Here is a 20,355-nt window from a genome sequence, read left to right as displayed (position 1 = left end):
GCTGGGAATCAGCCGCCGAGCGCGTCTTCGAGGAAGGCTTCGAGCTGTGCGAGATGCTTCGACATCTGGCCCGTCGCAGGCGAAGCCGCTGCCGGCCGGCCCGTGTAACGAACGCGCTGATACTTCGCATCGATATGCGCCAGAACCCATTCCAGATACGGGTCGATGAACGACCACGCACCCATGTTCTTCGGCTCTTCCTGGCACCAGACCATCTCCGCGTTGCGGAAGCGGGAAAGCTCGTTGATCAGGGCCTTGGCCGGGAACGGATAAAGCTGTTCGATGCGCAGCAGGTAGATGTCGTCGATGCCGCGCTTTTCGCGCTCCTCGAGAAGGTCGTAATAGACCTTGCCGGTGCAGAGCACGACGCGACGGATCTTGGCATCCTTCTGCAGCTTGATCGGGCCGTCCTTGATGACCTCCGCATCGTCCCAGAGCAGGCGATGGAAGGAGGATTCGCCGGCCATTTCGGCAAGCGTCGAGGTAGCCCGCTTGTGGCGCAGCAGGGACTTCGGCGTCATCAGGATCAGCGGCTTGCGGAAGTCGCGCTTGGTCTGCCGGCGCAGGATGTGGAAATAGTTGGCCGGCGTCGTGACGTTGGCGACCTGCATGTTGTCTTCTGCGCACATCTGCAGCCAGCGCTCCAGGCGTGCCGAGGAGTGTTCCGGACCCTGTCCCTCATAACCGTGCGGCAGAAGGCAAACGAGACCGGACATGCGCAGCCACTTGCGTTCGCCTGACGAGATGAACTGGTCGAACACGACCTGCGCACCGTTGGCGAAGTCGCCGAACTGGGCTTCCCAGAGGGTCAGCGCATTCGGGCGGGCAAGCGAATAGCCGTATTCGAAGCCGAGGACCGCCTCTTCCGAAAGCATCGAGTTGATGACTTCGTAACGGGCCTGGGTCGGCGCCAGGTTGGCGAGCGGAATGTAGCGCTCTTCGGTGTCCTGATCGTAGAGAACTGAGTGGCGCTGCGAGAACGTGCCGCGTTCGCAATCCTGGCCGGACAGGCGGATCTTGGTGCCTTCGACAGCGAGCGAACCGAAGGCCAGGGCTTCCGCCATGGCCCAGTCGATGCCTTCGCCGGTTTCGACCATCTGGGCGCGGTTTTCCATGAACCGCTTGATGGTGCGGTGAGCGTTGAAGCCTTCCGGAATGGTCGACAGCTTGCGGCCGATCTCGCGCAGTTCCTTCATCGGCATCGCGGTCTTGCCGCGGCGCTGTTCGTCGGCATTGTCGGCCGAGCGCAGGCCCGACCACTGGCCGTCCAGCCAGTCGGCCTTGTTCGGCTTGTAGCTCTGGCCGGCCTCGAACTCGGTTTCGAGATTGGCGCGCCAGTCGGCCTTCATCTTCTCGAACTCGCCGTCGGTGAGGAGAGCTTCGGCGATCAGGCGGTCGGCATAGATCTGCGCGACGGTCTTGTGGGCGCGGATGACCTTGTACATCTTCGGCTGCGTGAACGCCGGCTCGTCGCCTTCGTTATGGCCGAAGCGGCGGTAGCAGAACATGTCGATGACCACCGGCTTGTGGAACTTCATCCGGTATTCGGTCGCGATCTTGGCGGCGTAGACGACCGCTTCCGGATCGTCGCCGTTGACGTGGAAGATCGGCGCCTCGATCATCTTGGCGACGTCGGACGGATAGGGCGACGAACGCGAGAAGGCCGGATTGGTGGTGAAGCCGATCTGGTTGTTGATGATGACGTGCATCGTGCCGGCGACGCGATGACCGCGCAGGCCCGAAAGGCCGAGGATTTCAGCCACAACGCCCTGGCCGGCGAAGGCCGCATCGCCGTGCAACAGCAGCGGCAGAACCTTGGAACGCTCCTTGAGGGGGATGATGTCGCCTTCCCAGACCTTGGCACGCATGTCCTGCTTGGCGCGCGCCTTGCCCATGACGACAGGGTTGACGATTTCCAGATGCGAAGGGTTGGCCGTAAGCGACAGGTGCACGGTGTTGCCGTCGAATTCGCGGTCAGAAGAAGCGCCGAGATGGTACTTCACGTCGCCCGAGCCTTCGACTTCGTCGGGCTTGAACGAACCGCCCTTGAACTCGTGGAACACTGCCCGGTGCGGCTTGCCCATGACGTTGGTCAGAACGTTCAGGCGACCGCGGTGGGCCATGCCGACGATGACTTCTTCCAGGCCGTCCTGGCCGCCGCGCTTGATGATCTGTTCGAGCGCCGGGATCAGCGATTCGCCGCCGTCGAGGCCGAAGCGCTTGGTGCCCTTGAAGCGTACGTCCAGGAACTGTTCGTAACCTTCCGCTTCCACCAGCTTCTGAAGGATCGCCTTCTTGCCGTTGGCGGTGAATTCGACGCCCTTGCCGGGGCCTTCGATGCGCTCCTGGATCCAGGATTTCTCTTCCGGATTGGAGATATGCATGAACTCGACGCCGAGCGTCGAGCAATAGGTGCGCTCAAGGATCTCGATCATCTCGCGGAGCGTCGCGTATTCGAGGCCGAGCACGTTGTCGATGAAGATCTTGCGGTCGTAGTCCGCTTCCGTGAAGCCGTAAGCCGTCGGCGAAAGCTCGTTATAATCCTCGACCGCGCTGGCAATGCCGAGCGGATCGAGCTTGGCATGCAGGTGGCCCCGCATGCGATAGGCGCGGATCATCATGATGGCGCGCACGGAATCCCGCGTCGCCTGCAGCACATCGGTTTCGTTGACCGGCTTGCCGGTCGCAGCAGCAGTCGCTTCCGCCTTTGCCTTCACCTTGGTTTCGATCGCCTTTTCGACGATCGGCCAGTTGCCGTCGAGCGCCGAGACCAGCTCGCCATTGGCCGTGATCGGCCAGTTCTTGCGCTGCCAGGAGGCACCCTTCGCCGCCGCCTTCACGTCGTCCGGGTTATCGGCGAGTGCCTTGAAGAAGGCCTGCCATTCCGGCGCGACGGATGTCGGATCGTCCTCGTAACGAGCATGAAGCTGCTCGATATAGGCCGCGTTCTGTCCGTCGAGGAAAGAGGTGATGAGGAACTGCTCGTTGGCTTCTTGCCGTGCCATGGTTATCTGCGGGCGCCGCGCCCGCCTCCTGACGTAATCGGAGCCGGAATATATCTCCGGCCTCCGCATTTTCTTGGTCTTCGTCTTGGTACCGAACCGCGCTTGGCGGTCGCGCGTCTCCCGAAATTGAGAGACGCAAAACATGGACAGGCGAAACAATGTGGCGCTTCGCCTGTCCGAAGCTTGTCGGATCAATCGCCACCTATCTATCTAGGCGGCGAGTGTCCTTTATGTGGCGTCAGCCCTTGAGGACTTCAACCAAGGTCTTGCCGAGACGGGCCGGGGACGGCGACACCTTGATGCCTGCCGATTCCATTGCCGCAATCTTCGATTCCGCGTCACCCTTGCCGCCGGAAACCACTGCACCGGCATGGCCCATCGTGCGGCCCTTCGGAGCGGTGCGGCCCGCGATGAAGCCGGCCATGGGCTTGCTGCGGCCCTTCTTGGCTTCGTCCTTCAGGAACTGCGCCGCGTCTTCTTCCGCCGAGCCGCCGATTTCGCCGATCATGATGATCGAGGTCGTCGCGTCGTCAGCGAGGAACATTTCCAGGACGTCGATGAACTCGGTGCCCTTGACCGGGTCGCCGCCAATGCCGACAGCGGTGGTCTGGCCGAGGCCTTCATTCGAGGTCTGGAACACGGCCTCATAGGTCAGCGTGCCCGAGCGGGAAACGATGCCGACCGAGCCCTTGCGGAAGATCGAGCCCGGCATGATGCCGATCTTGCACTCTTCCGGCGTCAGGATGCCCGGGCAGTTGGGGCCGAGCAGTCGCGACTTGGAGCGGTCGAGGCGAGCCTTGACGCGGACCATGTCCATGACCGGAATGCCTTCGGTGATGCAGGTGATGAAGGGAACTTCGGCTTCGATCGCTTCGATGATCGCGTCCGCGGCGCCTGCCGGCGGAACGTAGATCACGGTCGCGTCGGCGCCGGTCCGTTCCCTGGCTTCGGCAACCGAGGTGAAGATCGGCAGCGCCGTACCGTCGACGCCGGACGACCACGATTCGCCGCCCTTCTTGGGATGAACGCCGCCCACCATCTTGGTGCCGTAGTAGCCGAGCGCCTGTTCCGTGTGGAAGGTGCCGGTCTTCCCGGTCAGGCCCTGGACGATGACCTTCGTGTCTTTGTTAACGAGAATAGACATTGATTCCGGTCCTTCCAGGTTAGGCTTCGATCGCCGCGACGATCTTCTTCGCCGCGTCGTCAAGATCGTCAGCCGCAGTGATCGCGAGACCGGACTCGTTGAGGATTTTCTTGCCGAGTTCGACATTGGTGCCTTCGAGGCGCACCACCAGCGGAACCTTCAAGCCGACTTCCTGAACCGCAGCGACAACGCCTTCGGCGATGACGTCGCAGCGCATGATGCCGCCGAAGATGTTGACGAGGATGCCCTCGACCTTCGGGTCCGCCGTGATGATCTTGAAGGCCGCAGCCACCTTCTCCTTGCCGGCGCCGCCGCCGACGTCGCAGAAGTTAGCCGGTTCCTTGCCGTAGAGCTTGATGATGTCCATCGTCGCCATGGCGAGACCGGCACCGTTGACCATGCAGCCGATATTGCCGTCGAGCGCGACATAGGCGAGATCCCACTTCGAGGCCTCGATTTCCTTGGCGTCTTCTTCGGTCTCGTCGCGCAGCGCCTTGACGTCGTCGTGGCGGAAGAGCGCGTTGCCGTCGAACGACATCTTCGCGTCGAGAACGCGCAGGTGGCCGTTCTTCATGACGATCAGCGGATTGATCTCGAGAAGGGCCATGTCCTTCTCGTTGAAGGCCTTGTAGAGCAGCGGGAAGAGCGACTTGGCATCTTCGCCGGCAGCGCCGTCGAGTTCCAGAGCCTTGGAGATCGCAGCGATGTCCGCAGCCGTCACGCCGGCTTCCGGATCGATGGCGATCGTCTGGATCTTTTCAGGCGTGTCGTGGGCAACGGCTTCGATGTCCATGCCGCCTTCGGTCGAAACCACGAATGCGACGCGGCCGACCGAGCGGTCCACCAGCAGCGAGCAATAGAGTTCGCGGGCAATGTCGGCGCCGTCTTCGATATAGAGGCGGTTGACCTGCTTGCCGGCTTCACCCGTTTGAGCGGTCACCAGCGTGTTGCCGAGCATTTCCTTGGCATGCGCCTTGGCTTCTTCGATCGAGAAAGCCAGGCGAACGCCGCCCTTGGCGTCGGGGCCGAGTTCCTTGAACTTGCCCTTGCCGCGGCCGCCCGCATGGATCTGGCTCTTGACGACGTAAAGCGGACCCGGCAGCGACTTCGCAGCAGCCTCGGCCTCGTCAGCCTTGAGGATCGCGACGCCTTCCGCAACCGGCGCGCCATAGCCCTTGAGCAGAGCCTTGGCCTGATATTCATGAATGTTCATGGGTTTATCCCTGTTTCGATGACTTCAGCGCGTCAATTACTTGAGAGCCGGGGCGATGTTGATGCAGGCTTCGCAGAGGCCGGCAACGGCGCCGACGGACTTCTGGAAGGCAGCTTCTTCGTCCTTGTTGAACTCGACCTCGATGATGCGCTCGACGCCACCGGCGCCGATGATCGTCGGAACGCCGACATACATGTCCTTGACGCCGTACTGGCCGGAGAGATAGGCGGCGGCCGGCAGAACGCGCTTCTTGTCCTTGAGGAAGGATTCGGCCATTTCGATCGCCGAGGCGGCCGGCGCGTAATAGGCCGAACCGGTCTTCAGCAGGCCGACGATTTCGGCGCCGCCGTCACGGGTGCGCTGGATGATTTCTTCGAGACGTTCCTTGGTGACCCAGCCCATCTTGACGAGGTCTGTGAGCGGTACGCCGCCGACGGTCGAGTAACGGGCGAGCGGCACCATCGTGTCGCCATGGCCGCCGAGAACGAAGGCGGTGACGTCCTGGACGGAAACGTTGAATTCTTCGGAAAGGAAGAGGCGGAAGCGGGCGCTATCGAGCACGCCGGCCATGCCGACGACCATGTTCTTCGGCAGGCCCGAGAACTTCTGGAGAGCCCAGACCATCGCGTCGAGCGGGTTGGTGATGCAGATCACGAAGGCGTTCGGGGCATATTTCTTGATGCCGGCGCCAACCTGTTCCATGACCTTCAAGTTGATGCCGAGCAGGTCGTCGCGGCTCATGCCCGGCTTGCGGGCGACGCCGGCGGTGACGATGCAGACATCGGCGCCTTCGATCGCCGCGTAGTCGCTGGCGCCGGAAAGCTTGGCATTGAAGCCCTCTACCGGGCCGGACTGGGCGATATCGAGCCCCTTGCCCTGTGGGATGCCGTCAGCGATGTCGAAGAGGACGATGTCGCCCAGCTCCTTCAGGCTGGCGAGATGCGCCAGCGTTCCACCGATCATGCCAGAACCAATAAGTGCGATCTTCTTGCGCGCCATCGAAAAGCTTCCTTTCGAGATCCGAATCCATGGCAGACTACGGCTCGCCTACCAACGTGCCAGACCGCATACCGCCATCCGCCCGAAATGGCAATCGATTATTTCCGGCCCAACTTTTTCAATCGGTTAGATGTTAAAACTCTTACGTAAACGTAAGAGTTTCTGTCACCAAACCGTTAAAGTCGGCGGCGCTTTTCCTGGTGCAGTGCAAGATAGTCCGGGCTGCGCATCTCAAAAAGACGCGAGACGGTGCGGTCGAACTCGAAGCCTTCTGTGCCTTTTCGCTCCAGGAGGATATGTTCCGGCGCAGTCGCCGCGGAAATATAGAGCCGGACCGCGTGGTCGTAGAGCGCATCGACGAGGTTGATCAGCCGCTTGGTTTCGTTGCGCTTCTCCGGCCCGAGCTGCGGAACGCGCTCGACGAAGATCGCGTCGAAGCGATTGGCGAGCGCCAGATAATCCGACGCCCCGAGCGGCTTGCCGCAGATGTCCTTGAAATCGAAGCGCGCCGCCCGCCCGGCGGCGGAGGGCACGTGGATGCTGCGGCCCTTCATGGGGATCTCGGCAGGCGCCGCCTTCTTGCCTTCGGTCACCTGGTGCCAGGCGGATTCCATCGCGGCGTCGGCGCGCGCATCGAGCGGCGTCACGTAGACCGGCAGGCTTGCTTGTTTCTGCATGCGGTAGTCGTTGGGCGAGTCGAGGGTGACCACGTCCACGTAGCGGTTGAGAAGCGCGATGAACGGCAGGAACAGCCCGCGGTTCAGCCCGTCCCTGTAAAGATCGCCGGGGCCTACGTTGGAGGTCGCGACCAGCACGCAGCCGAGCCCGAACAGCTCCGTGAACAGCCGCGCCAGGATCATCGCATCGGTGATGTCGGTGACCGAGAATTCGTCGAAGCAGAGGAGTTCGGCTTCCGCAAAAAGGGCGGCAGCGACCGGCGGCACGGGATCGGCCTGCTTGGTCTCGCCGCGCTTCAGCTTCTGGCGATGGTCGTGAATGCGGTTGTGCACATCCGCCATGAATTCGTGGAAATGCGCACGACGCTTCTTTGTCGTCGGCGCCTTCTTGAAAAACATGTCCATCAGCATGGTCTTGCCACGCCCGACGCTGCCATGCACGTAGAGTCCGCGGATTTCGCGCGGCCGACCGCCGCCCTTGGCGAAAAGCCAGCCGAGCGCGCTCTTCTTCTTGGCAGGTCCCGTCTCGCGAAGGCAGGTCAGCAGATGGTCGAGCTTGACGGCCACCGCCAGCTGGGCTGCGTCGGCAGTCAGCACACCCGACACAGTCAAAGCCTTCAGCTCTTCGCCGACGCTCGTCGTGTATTCGGGAATGGGTTCCAACCGGACGCCCTCGATACTGCGGGGAACCGCTTAGCGGCTGAGGCTGACCGGCTGGCCGGAGTTCATCGTACCGTCGAAGCGGTTCTCGGCGCTCTTGTAGACGCGTCCGATCACGTCGCCGGCCCGGTTCTTGAACTGAACCATCTTGCCCGACACGTCCCAGGAACCCATCGCCGTCAGTTCGCCGGCACAGCCGCGGGTACCGCCGCGCGAACCGCCGCCGAGATTGGTGAGCGTCAGGAACATGTCGCAGGACGAACCGGAATTGGACACACGCCAGTTGCCGACCATCGCTTCCTTCTTGATGTCGAGCGCAGTCGCAGGCGGTGCGGCATTGGCCGACGCCATGGCAGGATTTGCGCCGGGCGCGCTCGGGAACTGGGAGGAACCGGCAGTGCCGGGAGGCGGCGGCAGCTGCCCGCCCTGAACGGACGGCACGGGCTGCGCCTGAAGCGGCGCCGGCTGAGAGGGTTGGGCGGGCAGATCGCTATAAGGGCTATAGGATGTGCGCTGGCAACCGGCCAGTGCCAAGGCAAGAACAAGTCCCGTCGCCACGTATCTGAACTGCATCATCTAACTCCTGCTTTCAGCTTGACCCGCCACCGATGCCACTGAATTGAGACCGAATTATCGTAAACCACCTTGGTTAATCAAGTCGTATTGGAACAATTCGGCATGGCTGATCAAGAAGAATGCTGCAATGCATCCGGTCCCGCCGACGCGGGGACCGGATGAGGCATCAAATGTCGAGAACGCCTCAGACGCGACGCTCGACCATCATCTTCTTGATTTCGGCGATCGCCTTGGCCGGGTTCAAGCCCTTGGGGCAGGTCTGGGCGCAGTTCATGATCGTGTGGCAGCGATAGAGCCGGAACGGATCCTCAAGATTGTCGAGGCGCTCGCCCTTGGCTTCGTCGCGGCTATCGATCAGCCAGCGATAGGCCTGCAGCAGGGTGGCCGGGCCGAGATAACGGTCGCCGTTCCACCAGTAGCTCGGACAGGAGGTCGAGCAGCAGGCGCACAGGATGCACTCGTAGAGGCCGTCGAGCTTCTGGCGGTCTTCGTGGCTCTGCTTCCATTCCTTGGCCGGCGGCGGCGAAACCGTCTTCAGCCAGGGCTCGATCGAGCGGTGCTGGGCGTAGAAGTTGGTGAGGTCCGGAACCAGGTCCTTGACCACAGGCATATGCGGCAGCGGATAGACCTTCACGGTGCCCTTCACGTCGTCCATGCCCTTGGTGCAGGCGAGCGTGTTGGTGCCGTCGATGTTCATGGCGCAGGAGCCGCAGATGCCCTCGCGACAGGAGCGGCGCAGCGTCAGCGTCGGGTCGATATTGTTCTTGATGTAGAGCAGACCGTCGAGAACCATCGGGCCGCAATCGTCGACATCGATGTAATAGGTGTCGATGCGCGGGTTCTGGCCGTCATCCGGGTTCCAGCGGTAGATGCGGAATTCCCGGACGTTCTTGGCGCCGGCCGGCTTCGGCCAGGTCTTGCCTTCGGTCATCTGAGAGTTCTTGGGAAGAGCGAGTTCAACCATGGTCCAGTTCCCTCAGATCAGTAAACGCGTGCCTTCGGCTCGATCTTGTACGGATCGATGCCTTCGGCGATGAGCTCGGTGTGAACCGGGCGATAGTCGAGCTTGACGTCGCCGTTGTCGCTGACCCAGGCAAGCGTGTGCTTGCGCCAGTTCTCGTCGTCGCGGCCGCCGAACGGGCCGGACGTGTAGTCCTCGCGGGCGTGGGAGCCGCGGCTTTCCTTACGGGCTTCCGCGCCGACCACCGTGGCGATCGCGTTCGCCATCAGGTTTTCGAGTTCCAGCGTCTCGACCAGGTCCGAGTTCCAGATCATCGAACGGTCGGTGACCTTGATGTCCTTCAGCTCGCCCCAGATCGCCGACATGCGCTTGCAGCCCGACTCCAGCGATTCCTGCGTACGGAACACGGCGGCGTCGTCCTGCATGGTGCGCTGCATCTTGTCGCGCAGCACCGCGGTCGGCGTGCCGCCATTGGCGTTCCGCAGGCGGTCGAAACGCTCCATGAGCTTATCGCAGGCGGCGATGTTGAGGGCCGGGATCGGCTCGGCCTTGTTGATCACCTCGCCGGCGCGGATCGCGGCGGCGCGGCCGAAGACCACGAGGTCGATCAGCGAGTTGGAGCCGAGGCGGTTGGCGCCGTGAACCGAGGCGCAGCCCGCTTCGCCGACGGCCATCAGGCCCGGCAGCAGACGTTCCGGATTGTTGCTGTCGGCGTTGAGCACTTCACCCCAGAAATTGGTCGGGATGCCGCCCATGTTGTAATGCACGGTCGGCAGGACCGGGATCGGCTCCCGTGTCACGTCGACACCCGCAAAGATCTTGGCGCTCTCGGAAATGCCCGGCAGACGCTCGTGCAAAACGGCCGGATCGAGATGGTCGAGATGCAGGAAGATGTGGTCCTTGTTCTTGCCGACGCCGCGGCCTTCGCGGATTTCCAGCGTCATGCAGCGCGAGACGACGTCGCGGGAAGCGAGGTCCTTCGCCGACGGCGCATATCGTTCCATGAAGCGTTCGCCCTCGGAATTGACGAGGTAACCGCCTTCGCCGCGCGCGCCTTCGGTGATCAGACAGCCGGAGCCGTAGATGCCGGTCGGGTGGAACTGCACGAATTCCATGTCCTGCAAGGGCAGGCCGGCACGAGCCACCATGCCGCCGCCGTCGCCGGTGCAGGTATGGGCAGACGTTGCCGAGAAATAGGCGCGGCCGTAACCGCCGGTCGCCAGCACCACCATCTTGGCGGCGAAGCGATGGATCGTGCCGTCGTCGAGGTTCCAGGCGACGACGCCGGTGCAGCGCCCGTCGTCAGACATGATCAGGTCGAGCGCGAAATATTCGATGAAGAATTCGGCGTTGTTCTTGAGCGACTGGCCGTAAAGCGTGTGCAGGATGGCGTGGCCGGTGCGGTCTGCCGCGGCGCAGGTGCGCTGCACCGGCGGGCCGGCGCCAAAGTTCTGCATGTGGCCGCCGAACGGGCGCTGGTAGATTTTGCCTTCTTCGTTGCGGGAGAAGGGCACGCCGTAGTGCTCAAGTTCGTAGACGGCCTTCGGCGCTTCCATGACCATGTACTGCATGGCATCGACGTCACCGAGCCAGTCGGAACCCTTGACGGTGTCGTAGAGGTGCCACTGCCAGCTATCCGGCGTCATGTTCTGCAGCGAGGCGGCAATGCCGCCCTGGGCTGCCACGGTGTGCGAGCGGGTCGGGAAGACCTTGGTGATGCAGGCGGTCTTGAAACCCTGTTCGGCCATGCCGAGCGTGGCGCGCAGGCCAGCGCCGCCGGCGCCGACGACGATCACGTCATAGGAATGGTCGACATAGGTATAGGCCTTGCCGTTCTGGGCGATGGGGGTGACGGATGCCATGACGGGGTTATCCTGCAAATGCGATTTTCAGGACGGCGAAAAGACAGAGGCCGCCCACCGCGAGGGAAAAGAAGGCGTTGAGGATCAGAAGAACGATCTTCGTGATTTCGGAATGGATATAGTCCTGGATGATCTCTTCCATGCCAAGACGCATGTGGATGATGCTGGCGATGACCGTCAGCCCGTTGATCGTCGCGACAAAGGGATTGGCGAGCGCGCCGACCACTTCGGCATAAGGCCTGCCGCCGTAGGCGATCAGGAAGACGACATAGAAGAGGAGAAGCGGGACGAGGGCGAGCGACGTGGTCCGAACACGCCAGAAATGCTCCGTGCCGCTCTTGGCCGAGCCGAGGCCGCGAACTTTTCCGAGAGGAGTGCGCATATCCATGATCGATCCCCTCAGCGAGCGATGAGCACGATCGCCCAGACCAGAACGGTCAGCGCGATGGAAGCCACGAGATTGGCCTTGGCGAGCATGGTCGAGAATTCCTTCTCGAACCCGTAGCCGATATCCCACATGATGTGGCGCAGGCCGCCGAGCAGATGGTGAAGAAGGGCCCAGGTATAACCGAACAGAACGATCTGGCCGATGATCGAGCCGAACAGCCAGTTGACCTGGTTGAAATATTCCTCGCCGGACGCGGCCGCGATCAGCCAGGCGGCGACCAACAGCGTGCCGAAGTAGAGCGCTGCACCGGTAATGCGGTGAACGATCGACATCGCCATGGTGGGGATAAATTTGTAGATTTGAAGATGCGGCGACAGGGGCCGGTTATTTGTCACATTCGCCATCAGAACCTCGCGGCGTCGTATGCGGTATCAAGAGCGGGTGCCCGGCAATGCACGCGATGCCGAAGAAATGTGCATTGCATCATTGGCGTGGTTTAATCGTACGAATGTCGGACGACAAGAACAATTCAAACGGATTTCCAATTTAATCGATTGTGGCTTTCTCGGGGCTGGCGCGGTGCAAACCCGGCTGTCACATTAACCAGGATTTCGAAAGATTTCGTTGCCGCCGGGACGGGAGGAGCCGTTTTATGATAACGTTTCGTTAATCATATCCTCCGGAGTTTCGCCATGATCGCGAATCGCATCAAGCCTGTCCTGGTCACTGCCGGCCTTTTGGCGTCGCTCGCATCCGCCACGAACGCCCGCGACGGCCGGAGCGATGCCGACAGCAGCGTCTACCGGCTGGCAGGCAATCGCTGGACGGAACGGGAGGACCGCGCGCCGGAGGTGGAAAGCTTCCGCGTCTTCTATACCGGCACGGCATCCTTCGTCCGCCGGCTCGGCATTTTCAGCGGACCGCTGCAGGCTCCCCCGATCCCCGACTTCGGCATCCATTTCGCGCGCTATTTTTCGGAAGACTACTGGTGGGCGGAGCAAGGCCGCGTGGTGCTCGCGCCCAAGGCCAAGATCATCGATGTCGGCACAGGCCTGCGGGGCTTCGGAAACGCCTGCTCCTACGAAGCCGGCGTCTGCGTCATCCGCGGCGGGAATTGAGGGGCTGAGGCGAGTTCAGCGGCGTCATCGCAGCATGAGCCACCGCAAATCGTTTCACGATGCACGGACGTCATATTGAAGGCGATTGCCTTCGATTTCCAGCTGATGGGCTGCCGCCCAATGGGCAAGCTGATGCGCGGTCTCCGCCAGCGAGTGCCCGAGCGGCGTCAAAGTGTATTCGACCTGCGGCGGGGTGCTGTGGTGAACGGTCCGTTCGACCATACCGTCGCGCTCGAGCGTCTTGAGTGTCCGCGTCAGCATCTGCTGTGAAATACCGCTGACATACCGCTTGATCGCGTTGAAACGTCGTGAACCCGACATCAATGCAACGACGACCTGGATCGTCCATTTGTCACCCACCCGGCTTAAAATCTCGCCGACAGCTTTGCAGTCGGCTCCTGCCGGCTTGGTGGTCACATCCATCTGACCAGCTCCTAAAAATATGCTTTTGACGGGTATTATTTGGTCCCATAAATGGCCGTGGTCAACATTGTAGACCTTCCCCCGCTAAATCATTGCTGAGGCAGGCCTATCGCAAGGAGACCACCATGAACCTTTTCTACTACCCTGCGGCCTGCAGCCTGGCCGATCATATCGCCCTCATCGAGACCGGAATTGCCTACAAGCTCCTCAGCATAAATCGTGAAAAGAAGACCGAGGACGGTCGAGATTTCTTGTCGATCAACCCGAAGGGCTACATCCCGACCCTTGAGCTCGATGACGGAACGATCCTGACGGAAAACCAGGTCATCCTGAACTATATTGCCGAACAGAGCGGCAAGCTTCTGCCAGAAGGCGGCATTGCCCGGTGGCGGACGCTGGAGGCACTCGCCTTCATGTCGTCCGAAATCCATGCGAACTATGTCCCCTTCTTCAAGGACTTCCCGGAACCGGAGAAGGTGCGCGCCCGCGAAAAGCTTGCGAAAGCCTTCACCATCCTTGCCGACCAGATGGGCGACAGGAAATTCCTGATCAGCGACGAGATGACGATTGCCGACTGCTATTTGTTCTGGGTTCTGATGGTTGCGCCCAGGAGCGGCGTCGAACTGCCGGCTCGCCTGCGCAACTGCTTCGCGCATATGAAGATGCGCCCCTCCGTGATCCAGGCGTTCGCCGAGGAGGGATTGGCCTGATCACCCGGCGATAAAGCAAATCGGCAGCACAAGCTCCGCACCAACTACCCAAACCGCCAGACGGTCGTCATCTTCACCTCGCTGTCTTCCAGCGCCCGGGTGACCGGCACCTGATAGACCGCCAGCGACTTGAGCCTGTCCTTCGGAAGGTAGCTGCGGCCGGGATCGCCGACCAGGACCAGCTTTCCCTCGCCCGCAAGCCGCGTCAACCAGGGGATCAAGGCGGCCGCAAAATCGCGGTCGTAGAAGACATCGCCGGCCAGGATGACATTCGCCTCGACAGCCTTGCCGATCTGGTCGTCGGCGGTGGTGCGCATCGCCACCCCGTTCTCAGCGGCATTCAGCGCCATGGCGCTCGCAGCCCAGGGATCGATATCCGCGGCCAGCACGTCGGCGGCGCCGGCGAGCCGGGCGGCAATCGCCACCAGGCCGGAGCCGCTGGCGAAATCCAGCACCTCTTTGCCCGCGACCGTTTCCGGATGATCGAGGATATAACGCGCAAGCCCCTGTCCGCCGGCCCAGGCAAAAGCCCAGAACGGCGGCGGCAGACCGATCTTCTCCAGATCTTCTTCCGTCTTCAGCCACAGGTCATGCGCCTCGCTCGCCAGATGCAGCCGGATTTCCGGCACATGCGGCGGGCTCATGAGAACCGTGTTCTCGAGGATGAAGGTCCGTGGATCGGTCTTCAAGGTCGCTTCAGGCCGGCGATTTCGGCGGATTGTCGAGACCGCCGAGCTTGCAGATCTCGAAATATTCCTCGTCGGTCACCGGCTGCACCGAAAGCCGCATCGACGTCACCAGCGACATCTTCTCGAACTTCGGGTTCGCCTTGATATCCTTCAGCGTCACCGGCGTCGGTATGTCGGTCACCGCGCGGATGTCGACGCAATCCCACTTCGGGTCGCCCTTGGCGCTCGAATCGGGATGCGACAGCGCGCAGACCTCGACGATGCCGACGATCTCCAGTCCGTCATTCGAGTGGTAGAAAAAACCCTTGTCGCCGATCTTCATGGCCCGCATGTTGTTGCGCGCCAGGTAGTTTCGCACGCCGGTCCATTCGGTGCCCTTTTCGCCCGCCGCCTTCTGCTGTTCCCAGGACCAGGCCGACGGTTCGGATTTGTAAAGCCAATATGCCATCTGTCGCCTCACTCCGGCTTGTTGAAGACCCAGTTCCAAGCCTTCACTTCGACCTTCTCGAACAGGCCGGCCAGGTAATAGGGATCGGCTTCGGCGATCAGGCGGGCGGCGGCCATGTCGGCGGCTTCGACGACCACGAGGCTGCCGTTCGGCTTGCCGTCCTCATCGAGGAACGGGCCTGCGAACTTCAGCACACCCTCTGCATTGAGCTTGTTCAGATGCTCCAGATGGGTGGGGCGGGTTTCCATCCGGACGTTCAGATGGCCGGGCTTGTCGGTGCACAGAAACGCAAACAGCATCAGTCTCTCCTTGCATGATCCTTTTGGGGGAATGTCTTATTCGGTGGTGATCGGCCGGGTCATCAGCTGTTCCATGGCCGTCATGATATCGAGCTTGCCGTCGATGATATCGGCCACCGCGTGGGTGACCGGCAGTTCGACCGAGAATTTCTCGCCAAGACGCGCCGCGACGGATGCCGCGAACGCCCCCTCGACCAGCGGTCCGCCGGCCTGAGTGCCCTCGCCTCTGCCGAGCGCGATGCCGAAGCGCAGGTTGCGCGATTGATGACTGGTGCCGGTCAGCACCAGGTCGCCGAGGCCCGACAGGCCCCGCACCGTATCCGCCTTGCCACCCATCGCCTCGACCAGCCGCGACATTTCCGCAAGACCGCGCGAGATCAGTGCTGCACGCGCCGATTCGCCGAGCCCGGCGCCTTCGATGATTCCGCAGGCGATAGCCAGCACGTTCTTCAGCGCGCCGCCGAGCTGAACACCGATCCGGTCGGTGGAAGCATAGAGGCGGAAGGTACGGCTGGAGAGCGCGTTGGCGAGCCGTTCCGCCAATGCCTCATCCCCCGCCGCAATCGCCATCGCCGTCGGCAGGCCGCGGGCGATATCGGCCGCAAAACCCGGCCCGGAAAGCACCGCGACCGGATGATGCGGCAATTCCGCCTCCAGCAGCTCGGTCAGCAACCGGCCTGAAGATCTGTCGATGCCCTTGGCGCAGGTGACGACCACCGCGCCGTCGGCAAGATAAGGACCGTAATGCCGTGCCGCATCCGCCTGCGCCTGCGAGGGCATGGCAAAAAGCACGAGGCTCGCCTCGCCGATCGCATCCGGCTCGGCGGAAAACTCCAGCGCATCCGGCAGGGGCACGCCGGGAAGTGCGGCATCATGCACCCGGTCGTCGCGCAGATCGCTCATCAGCGAAGGATCGCGGCCGATCAGGGTCACCGGATGCCGGCCTTCCAGCGAAATCACGGCGGCAAGCGCGGTCCCGAAGGCGCCGGCGCCGATGACGACGATTTTCTCCGCACCGCTCATGCCTTGGCTCCTCGCTTGCCGGACCCAAGCAGGGTCTTGGCGTCCTTGTCGAGCGGCCAGCGCGAGCGCGGGGCCACGTCGAAACCGTCCGTTGGCAGATCCTCCGCCATCCGCTCGAGCCCCGCCCAGGCGATCATCGCCGCATTGTCGGTGCAGAGGCGCAGCGGCGGCGCGATGAAGCGGAAGCCATTCTCGATGCAGAGCGCCTGTAGCGTCCGGCGAATTTCCTGGTTGGCGGCAACCCCACCGGCGACGACCAGCGCCCGATCGACATCGAGATGCGCGAATTCCTGTTTGAAGCGCGCCAGCCCGCGGCCAATGCGGTCGCGCAGCGTGCGGGAAATCGCCTTCTGGAACGAGGCGCAGATATCGGCGACATCCTGCTCGCTCAAGGGGGCGATCTCGGTCGCCGCCTGGCGCACCGCCGTCTTGAGGCCCGAGAAGGAAAAGTCGAGCCGCGCTTCGCCGACCAGCGGCCGCGGCAGCGAGAACCGGTCCGGATTGCCTTTCAGCGCCGCCTTCTCGACAGCCGGCCCGCCGGGATAGGGCAGGCCGAGCAACTTTGCCGTCTTGTCGAACGCCTCGCCAAGCGCATCGTCGATCGTCGTGCCCCAGCGCTCGTATTCGCCGACGCCGCGCACCAGGACGAGCTGGGTATGGCCGCCGGACACGAGCAGCATCAGGTAGGGAAAGGAAAGCCCGTCGGTCAGCCGCGCCGTCAGCGCATGACCTTCGAGGTGATTGATCGCCATCAGCGGCTTGCCGGCGGCCCGCGCGATCGCCTTGGCGGTCATCAGTCCGACAATCAGCCCGCCGATCAGACCGGGACCGGAGGTTGCGGCGACCGCATCGATCTCGTCGAGCGACACATTGGCGCGCGCCAGCGCCTCCTCGATCAGTCCGTCCAGCGCCTCGACATGTGCACGCGCCGCAATCTCCGGCACGACGCCGCCATAGGCGCTGTGTTCGTCAAGCTGCGACAGCACGACGTCGGAGAGGATTTCGCCCCGACCGTCCTCATGGCGCGCGACGACGGAAGCCGCCGTCTCGTCGCAGCTAGTTTCAATGCCGAGGATGCGAAGAAAGGTCGCCATACGCCTATCGATAATTGCGATGCCGGATAAACCGGTCTACGAAAGCCTCCGGTAACAATGGAATGACGCGGATGCAAACAAAACCTTTCCGGATCGGCACGCGCGGCAGCCCGCTGGCGCTCGCACAGGCTTCCGAAACGCGTGCACGGCTGATGACGGCGCATGGCCTGCCGGAGGACATGTTCGAGATCGTCGTGCTGTCGACCACCGGCGACCGGATCACCGACCGGGCGCTGACCGAGCTCGGCGGCAAGGGCCTGTTCACCCAGGAACTGGAGGAAGGGCTGATCTCCGGCGATCTCGATTTCGCCGTCCATTCCTCGAAAGACATGCCGACCAAGCTGCCCGACGGCCTGCGTCTCGCCGCCTACCTGCCCCGCGAGGATTTTCGCGATGCGTTTATCGGCCGCACCGCCCATACGCTTGCCGCCCTTCCCGATGGCGCCACCGTCGGCTCCTCGTCGCTACGCCGCCAGGCGCTGATCCGCCGCATCCGCCCGGACATCGAGGTCATCACCTTCCGCGGCCTCGTCGAAACGCGGCTGCGCAAGCTGAGCGAAGGCCAGGTGGATGCGACCCTGCTCGCCTATGCCGGCCTCAAGCGCCTCGCCAAGCAGGATGTGGTCACCGAACTGCTCGACCCGCAGGACTTTCCCCCTGCACCGGCGCAGGGCGCGATCTGCGTCGAAAGCCGTGTCAGTGACGCCCGCATCGAAGCGCTTCTCGACCCGATCAACGACCGCCCGACCTATGACGCGGTCTCCTGCGAACGCGCCTTCCTGGCAGCGCTCGACGGCTCCTGCCGCACACCGATCGGCGGTTACGCCATCTGCGAGGGCGACCATCTGAAATTCTCAGGCCTCATCCTGACACCGGATGGCCGCAAGGAACATTCGATCGAGACCGAAGGCAAACGCGTCAACGCGGAAAAACTCGGTCGCCAGGCCGGCGAAGCCGTCCGTGCGGCGGCCGGCGCCGATTTTTTCGAAGGCTGGTCGTAAAGCGATGCGGGTCGTCGTTACCCGCCCCGAAAGCTCTGCCCACCGGACCGCCGAACGGCTGCAGAACCTTGGCCATCAGCCGGTCCTGCTGCCGCTGACCAGGGCGATCCATCATCCGAAGATCGCCGAGGCCGTGCTCGCCAACCCCCATTCCGCGCTGGCCGTCACCAGCGCCGAAGCCTTGCGCGTGCTGTCCGCGTTGGGCAAGCGTCTCATCCCATTTCTCGGCCGAACCCTCTACGCCGTCGGCGAAACAACGGCAAAGGCTGCCGAAGATGCCGGCTTCCGGAATATTCGCCGCGGGCCTGGCACAGGCGCCGGACTCGCAAAGATCATCGCAAGCGATGCACCTTCGTTCGACGCTCCGCTGCTCTATCTTGCCGGCAAGCCGCGTTCGCCAAAATTCGAAGATGGCCTGCACGTGGCGGCGGTGCCGTTCGTCACCGCCGAAATCTATGAAATGACACCCATAGCCTACGATGAAGCTCTTATCCGCGGCACTCTTCTCGATCCGCCGGCGGATGCCGTGCTTCTCTATTCGCGGGAAAATGCCCGGCTTTTCTGTGATTTCGCTGCGCCGCACCTTCAGGAACTCGTGTCCCTGCAGTTCCTCTGCCTCAGCGACAATGTCGCCGAAATCATTCCGCGGGAATTTCATAGAAATATCAAGATCGCCAGCCACCCTGACGAGGATGGGGTATTGGCACTCCTTTAGTCGAGGTGTGGCGCCAAAATCCCGCCCGCCCCTTTCTTTCCTAAGACCCACCCACTAGTTTCCTGTGAGCGCATGCAAAAAGAGGTCGAGATGGTACCGGAACAACCACCCCGCCGATCCAAGACGGACAAGGAGCCGGTCACGATCGACTTGACCGCCGAGCAGTCCGATGTCGTCACCGAACCCGTCCGCAGCAACGACACCGACGAAACGGTGAGTGCCGCGGAGCCCGCCGAAGACGTTTCCGCAACAGCCGAAGAGCCGGCCAAGCCCGAGCCCACGGAAGAACCGGCTACCAACTCCTCGGCCACAGACGAGCCGCGTTATGACGACCCCTGGTCTGCCGCCGCCCAGAGCGAACCGCAGCCCGCGACCGTGGCCCCAGAACCAGAATCGACATCCGCCACGCCTCTACGTCCGAGCCCTGCCACGTCGACGCTGATCGCGGCCGGCATTTTCGGCGGCATCGTCGCGCTGCTGCTGGCCGGCAGCATGCAATATGCCGGTTATCTTCCAGGCACCACGCCCGCTCCCGCCGCCTCGAACACGGCCGGCCTTACCTCTGAACTCGCCGAACTGCGCCAGGAAATCGCAGCACTCAGAAACCGGCCTGCCGCAGCGGCTGCCCCCGATGCCTCGCTCGCCAGCCGGGTTGCTGCGCTTGAAACAGCGCCTCGCACGTCGAGCGGTGCCAGCGAACAGGCGCTTGGCGCCCTGAAGGCCGATCTCGACCGGCTCCGCGCCACCGTCCAGTCGGCGGCGAGCGCTGATTCCGGTCTCGCCCAGCGCCTGGACCAGGCCGAGGCCAAGCTGAACGACCGCGGCCCGGAACAGCAGGTCGCACGCGCTGTCGCAGCCGCCGCCCTCAAGGCCGGCATCGATCGCGGCGGCCCGTTCGAAACCGAACTGCAGACCTTCGTGACCGTCGCCGGTGACGATCCCGCCGTCGCCGACCTGCAAAAGTTCGCGTCCGCCGGCGTGCCCGCGCGCGCCGAGCTGCAGCGCGATTTCCCCCGCATTGCCGATGCCATGCTGGAGGCGACCGTCCAGTCGGACCCGAACGAGGGCATTGCCAGCCGGCTGCTTTCCTCCGCCATGTCGGTGGTCAAGGTTCGCCGGGTCGGCGACGTCCAGGGCGAAACGCCGGATGCGGTCGTCGCCCGGATGGAAAATGCGCTGCGCAACGGCGATCTCCAGGCCTCCGCCCGCGAATGGGACGCGCTGCCGGAACCGGCAAAGGCGGTTTCGCGCGATTTCAAGCAGAAGCTCGATGCCCGCATTCAGGTGGAAAATCTCGTGGGCGGAACGCTGACGCGCGCCGTCGCCGGCACCCAAGGCTGAGGACGGAAG

21 protein-coding genes are annotated in these 20,355 nt (G+C 62.9%); 5 read left to right on the top strand and 16 right to left on the bottom strand.

Going from position 1 to position 20,355, the window contains the following annotated elements; genetic code table 11:
• Positions 1-8: 8 nt before the first annotated feature.
• The 10 genes from C5J26_RS27100 to sdhC all read right to left on the bottom strand — a co-directional run bounded on the left by C5J26_RS27100 (position 9) and on the right by sdhC (position 11,889).
• Positions 9-3,005: a 2-oxoglutarate dehydrogenase E1 component gene (locus C5J26_RS27100; RefSeq protein ID WP_105404625.1), complete on the bottom strand. Its 2,997-nt coding sequence runs from the start codon at positions 3,003-3,005 to the stop codon at positions 9-11.
• 238 nt (positions 3,006-3,243) lie between these two features.
• On the bottom strand, positions 3,244-4,149 hold the full coding sequence (gene sucD / locus C5J26_RS27095) for a succinate--CoA ligase subunit alpha (RefSeq protein WP_105404584.1): 906 nt from the start codon (positions 4,147-4,149) through the stop codon (positions 3,244-3,246).
• A gap of 19 nt (positions 4,150-4,168) precedes the next feature.
• A complete protein-coding gene (sucC, locus tag C5J26_RS27090; RefSeq protein WP_046665079.1) occupies positions 4,169-5,362 on the bottom strand; it encodes an ADP-forming succinate--CoA ligase subunit beta in 1,194 nt (397 codons plus the stop codon).
• 36 nt (positions 5,363-5,398) lie between these two features.
• The gene (mdh, locus tag C5J26_RS27085) at positions 5,399-6,361 is read right to left on the bottom strand and encodes a malate dehydrogenase (protein WP_007757753.1); all 963 of its coding nucleotides are present in this window, start codon (positions 6,359-6,361) and stop codon (positions 5,399-5,401) included.
• 176 nt (positions 6,362-6,537) lie between these two features.
• Positions 6,538-7,701: a cell division protein ZapE gene (gene zapE, locus C5J26_RS27080; RefSeq protein WP_105404583.1), complete on the bottom strand. Its 1,164-nt coding sequence runs from the start codon at positions 7,699-7,701 to the stop codon at positions 6,538-6,540.
• 30 nt (positions 7,702-7,731) lie between these two features.
• Positions 7,732-8,271, bottom strand: coding sequence for a protease inhibitor Inh/omp19 family protein (locus C5J26_RS27075; protein ID WP_046637470.1), 540 nt, complete (start codon positions 8,269-8,271; stop codon positions 7,732-7,734).
• Between the two features lie 187 nt (positions 8,272-8,458).
• On the bottom strand, positions 8,459-9,238 hold the full coding sequence (locus C5J26_RS27070; RefSeq protein WP_007757759.1) for a succinate dehydrogenase iron-sulfur subunit: 780 nt from the start codon (positions 9,236-9,238) through the stop codon (positions 8,459-8,461).
• 17 nt (positions 9,239-9,255) lie between these two features.
• Positions 9,256-11,097 (bottom strand): succinate dehydrogenase flavoprotein subunit, encoded by a 1,842-nt coding sequence (sdhA, locus tag C5J26_RS27065; protein ID WP_105404582.1) that lies wholly within the window; start codon positions 11,095-11,097, stop codon positions 9,256-9,258.
• A 7-nt stretch (positions 11,098-11,104) separates the two neighbouring features.
• Complete coding sequence (gene sdhD, locus C5J26_RS27060) at positions 11,105-11,485, bottom strand: succinate dehydrogenase, hydrophobic membrane anchor protein (RefSeq protein WP_105404581.1); 381 nt, start codon at positions 11,483-11,485, stop codon at positions 11,105-11,107.
• Between the two features lie 11 nt (positions 11,486-11,496).
• Positions 11,497-11,889, bottom strand: a complete 393-nt coding sequence (sdhC, locus tag C5J26_RS27055; RefSeq protein ID WP_105404580.1) for a succinate dehydrogenase, cytochrome b556 subunit — start codon at positions 11,887-11,889, stop codon at positions 11,497-11,499.
• 288 nt (positions 11,890-12,177) lie between these two features.
• Here sdhC and C5J26_RS27050 point away from each other — a divergent pair, with 288 nt between their 5' ends.
• Positions 12,178-12,603, top strand: coding sequence for a hypothetical protein (locus tag C5J26_RS27050; RefSeq protein WP_105404579.1), 426 nt, complete (start codon positions 12,178-12,180; stop codon positions 12,601-12,603).
• 54 nt (positions 12,604-12,657) lie between these two features.
• Here the strand turns inward: C5J26_RS27050 and C5J26_RS27045 are convergent, their stop codons facing one another.
• Positions 12,658-13,026: a helix-turn-helix domain-containing protein gene (locus C5J26_RS27045; protein ID WP_105404578.1), complete on the bottom strand. Its 369-nt coding sequence runs from the start codon at positions 13,024-13,026 to the stop codon at positions 12,658-12,660.
• Positions 13,027-13,151: 125 nt separating this feature from the next.
• Between C5J26_RS27045 and C5J26_RS27040 the strand changes: the two genes are divergently transcribed.
• Complete coding sequence (locus C5J26_RS27040; RefSeq protein ID WP_105404577.1) at positions 13,152-13,736, top strand: glutathione S-transferase N-terminal domain-containing protein; 585 nt, start codon at positions 13,152-13,154, stop codon at positions 13,734-13,736.
• A gap of 44 nt (positions 13,737-13,780) precedes the next feature.
• Here the strand turns inward: C5J26_RS27040 and C5J26_RS27035 are convergent, their stop codons facing one another.
• Genes C5J26_RS27035 through tsaD form a run of 5 tightly spaced genes read right to left on the bottom strand, consistent with a single transcriptional unit; the run spans position 13,781 to position 17,289 of the window.
• The gene (locus tag C5J26_RS27035) at positions 13,781-14,425 is read right to left on the bottom strand and encodes a methyltransferase (RefSeq protein WP_105404576.1); all 645 of its coding nucleotides are present in this window, start codon (positions 14,423-14,425) and stop codon (positions 13,781-13,783) included.
• A 7-nt stretch (positions 14,426-14,432) separates the two neighbouring features.
• Positions 14,433-14,873 (bottom strand): EVE domain-containing protein, encoded by a 441-nt coding sequence (locus tag C5J26_RS27030; protein ID WP_105404575.1) that lies wholly within the window; start codon positions 14,871-14,873, stop codon positions 14,433-14,435.
• 8 nt (positions 14,874-14,881) lie between these two features.
• Positions 14,882-15,172, bottom strand: coding sequence for a YciI-like protein (locus C5J26_RS27025; RefSeq protein WP_105404574.1), 291 nt, complete (start codon positions 15,170-15,172; stop codon positions 14,882-14,884).
• A gap of 36 nt (positions 15,173-15,208) precedes the next feature.
• The gene (locus C5J26_RS27020; RefSeq protein ID WP_105404573.1) at positions 15,209-16,195 is read right to left on the bottom strand and encodes an NAD(P)H-dependent glycerol-3-phosphate dehydrogenase; all 987 of its coding nucleotides are present in this window, start codon (positions 16,193-16,195) and stop codon (positions 15,209-15,211) included.
• On the bottom strand, positions 16,192-17,289 hold the full coding sequence (gene tsaD, locus C5J26_RS27015; protein WP_105404572.1) for a tRNA (adenosine(37)-N6)-threonylcarbamoyltransferase complex transferase subunit TsaD: 1,098 nt from the start codon (positions 17,287-17,289) through the stop codon (positions 16,192-16,194). The genes C5J26_RS27020 and tsaD overlap by 4 nt, the downstream gene beginning before the upstream one ends.
• A 71-nt stretch (positions 17,290-17,360) precedes the next feature.
• On the opposite strand from tsaD, the gene hemC reads away from it, so the two are divergent.
• The 3 genes from hemC (at position 17,361) to C5J26_RS27000 (ending at position 20,346) form a co-directional block, all read left to right on the top strand.
• Positions 17,361-18,290 carry a hydroxymethylbilane synthase gene (hemC, locus tag C5J26_RS27010; protein ID WP_105404624.1) on the top strand — a complete coding sequence of 310 codons (930 nt, stop codon included), beginning with the start codon at positions 17,361-17,363 and terminating at the stop codon, positions 18,288-18,290.
• Between the two features lie 4 nt (positions 18,291-18,294).
• Positions 18,295-19,005 carry a uroporphyrinogen-III synthase gene (locus C5J26_RS27005; RefSeq protein WP_172746105.1) on the top strand — a complete coding sequence of 237 codons (711 nt, stop codon included), beginning with the start codon at positions 18,295-18,297 and terminating at the stop codon, positions 19,003-19,005.
• Positions 19,006-19,095: 90 nt separating this feature from the next.
• Complete coding sequence (locus tag C5J26_RS27000; RefSeq protein ID WP_105404570.1) at positions 19,096-20,346, top strand: mitofilin family membrane protein; 1,251 nt, start codon at positions 19,096-19,098, stop codon at positions 20,344-20,346.
• Positions 20,347-20,355 lie beyond the last annotated feature (9 nt).

The organism is Neorhizobium sp. T7_12, assembly GCF_002968535.1.
In the GTDB taxonomy this organism is placed as follows: domain Bacteria; phylum Pseudomonadota; class Alphaproteobacteria; order Rhizobiales; family Rhizobiaceae; genus Neorhizobium; species Neorhizobium tomejilense.
The sequence above is the reverse complement of the archived record's forward strand: the minus strand, read 5'-3'. Positions and strand labels throughout refer to the sequence as shown.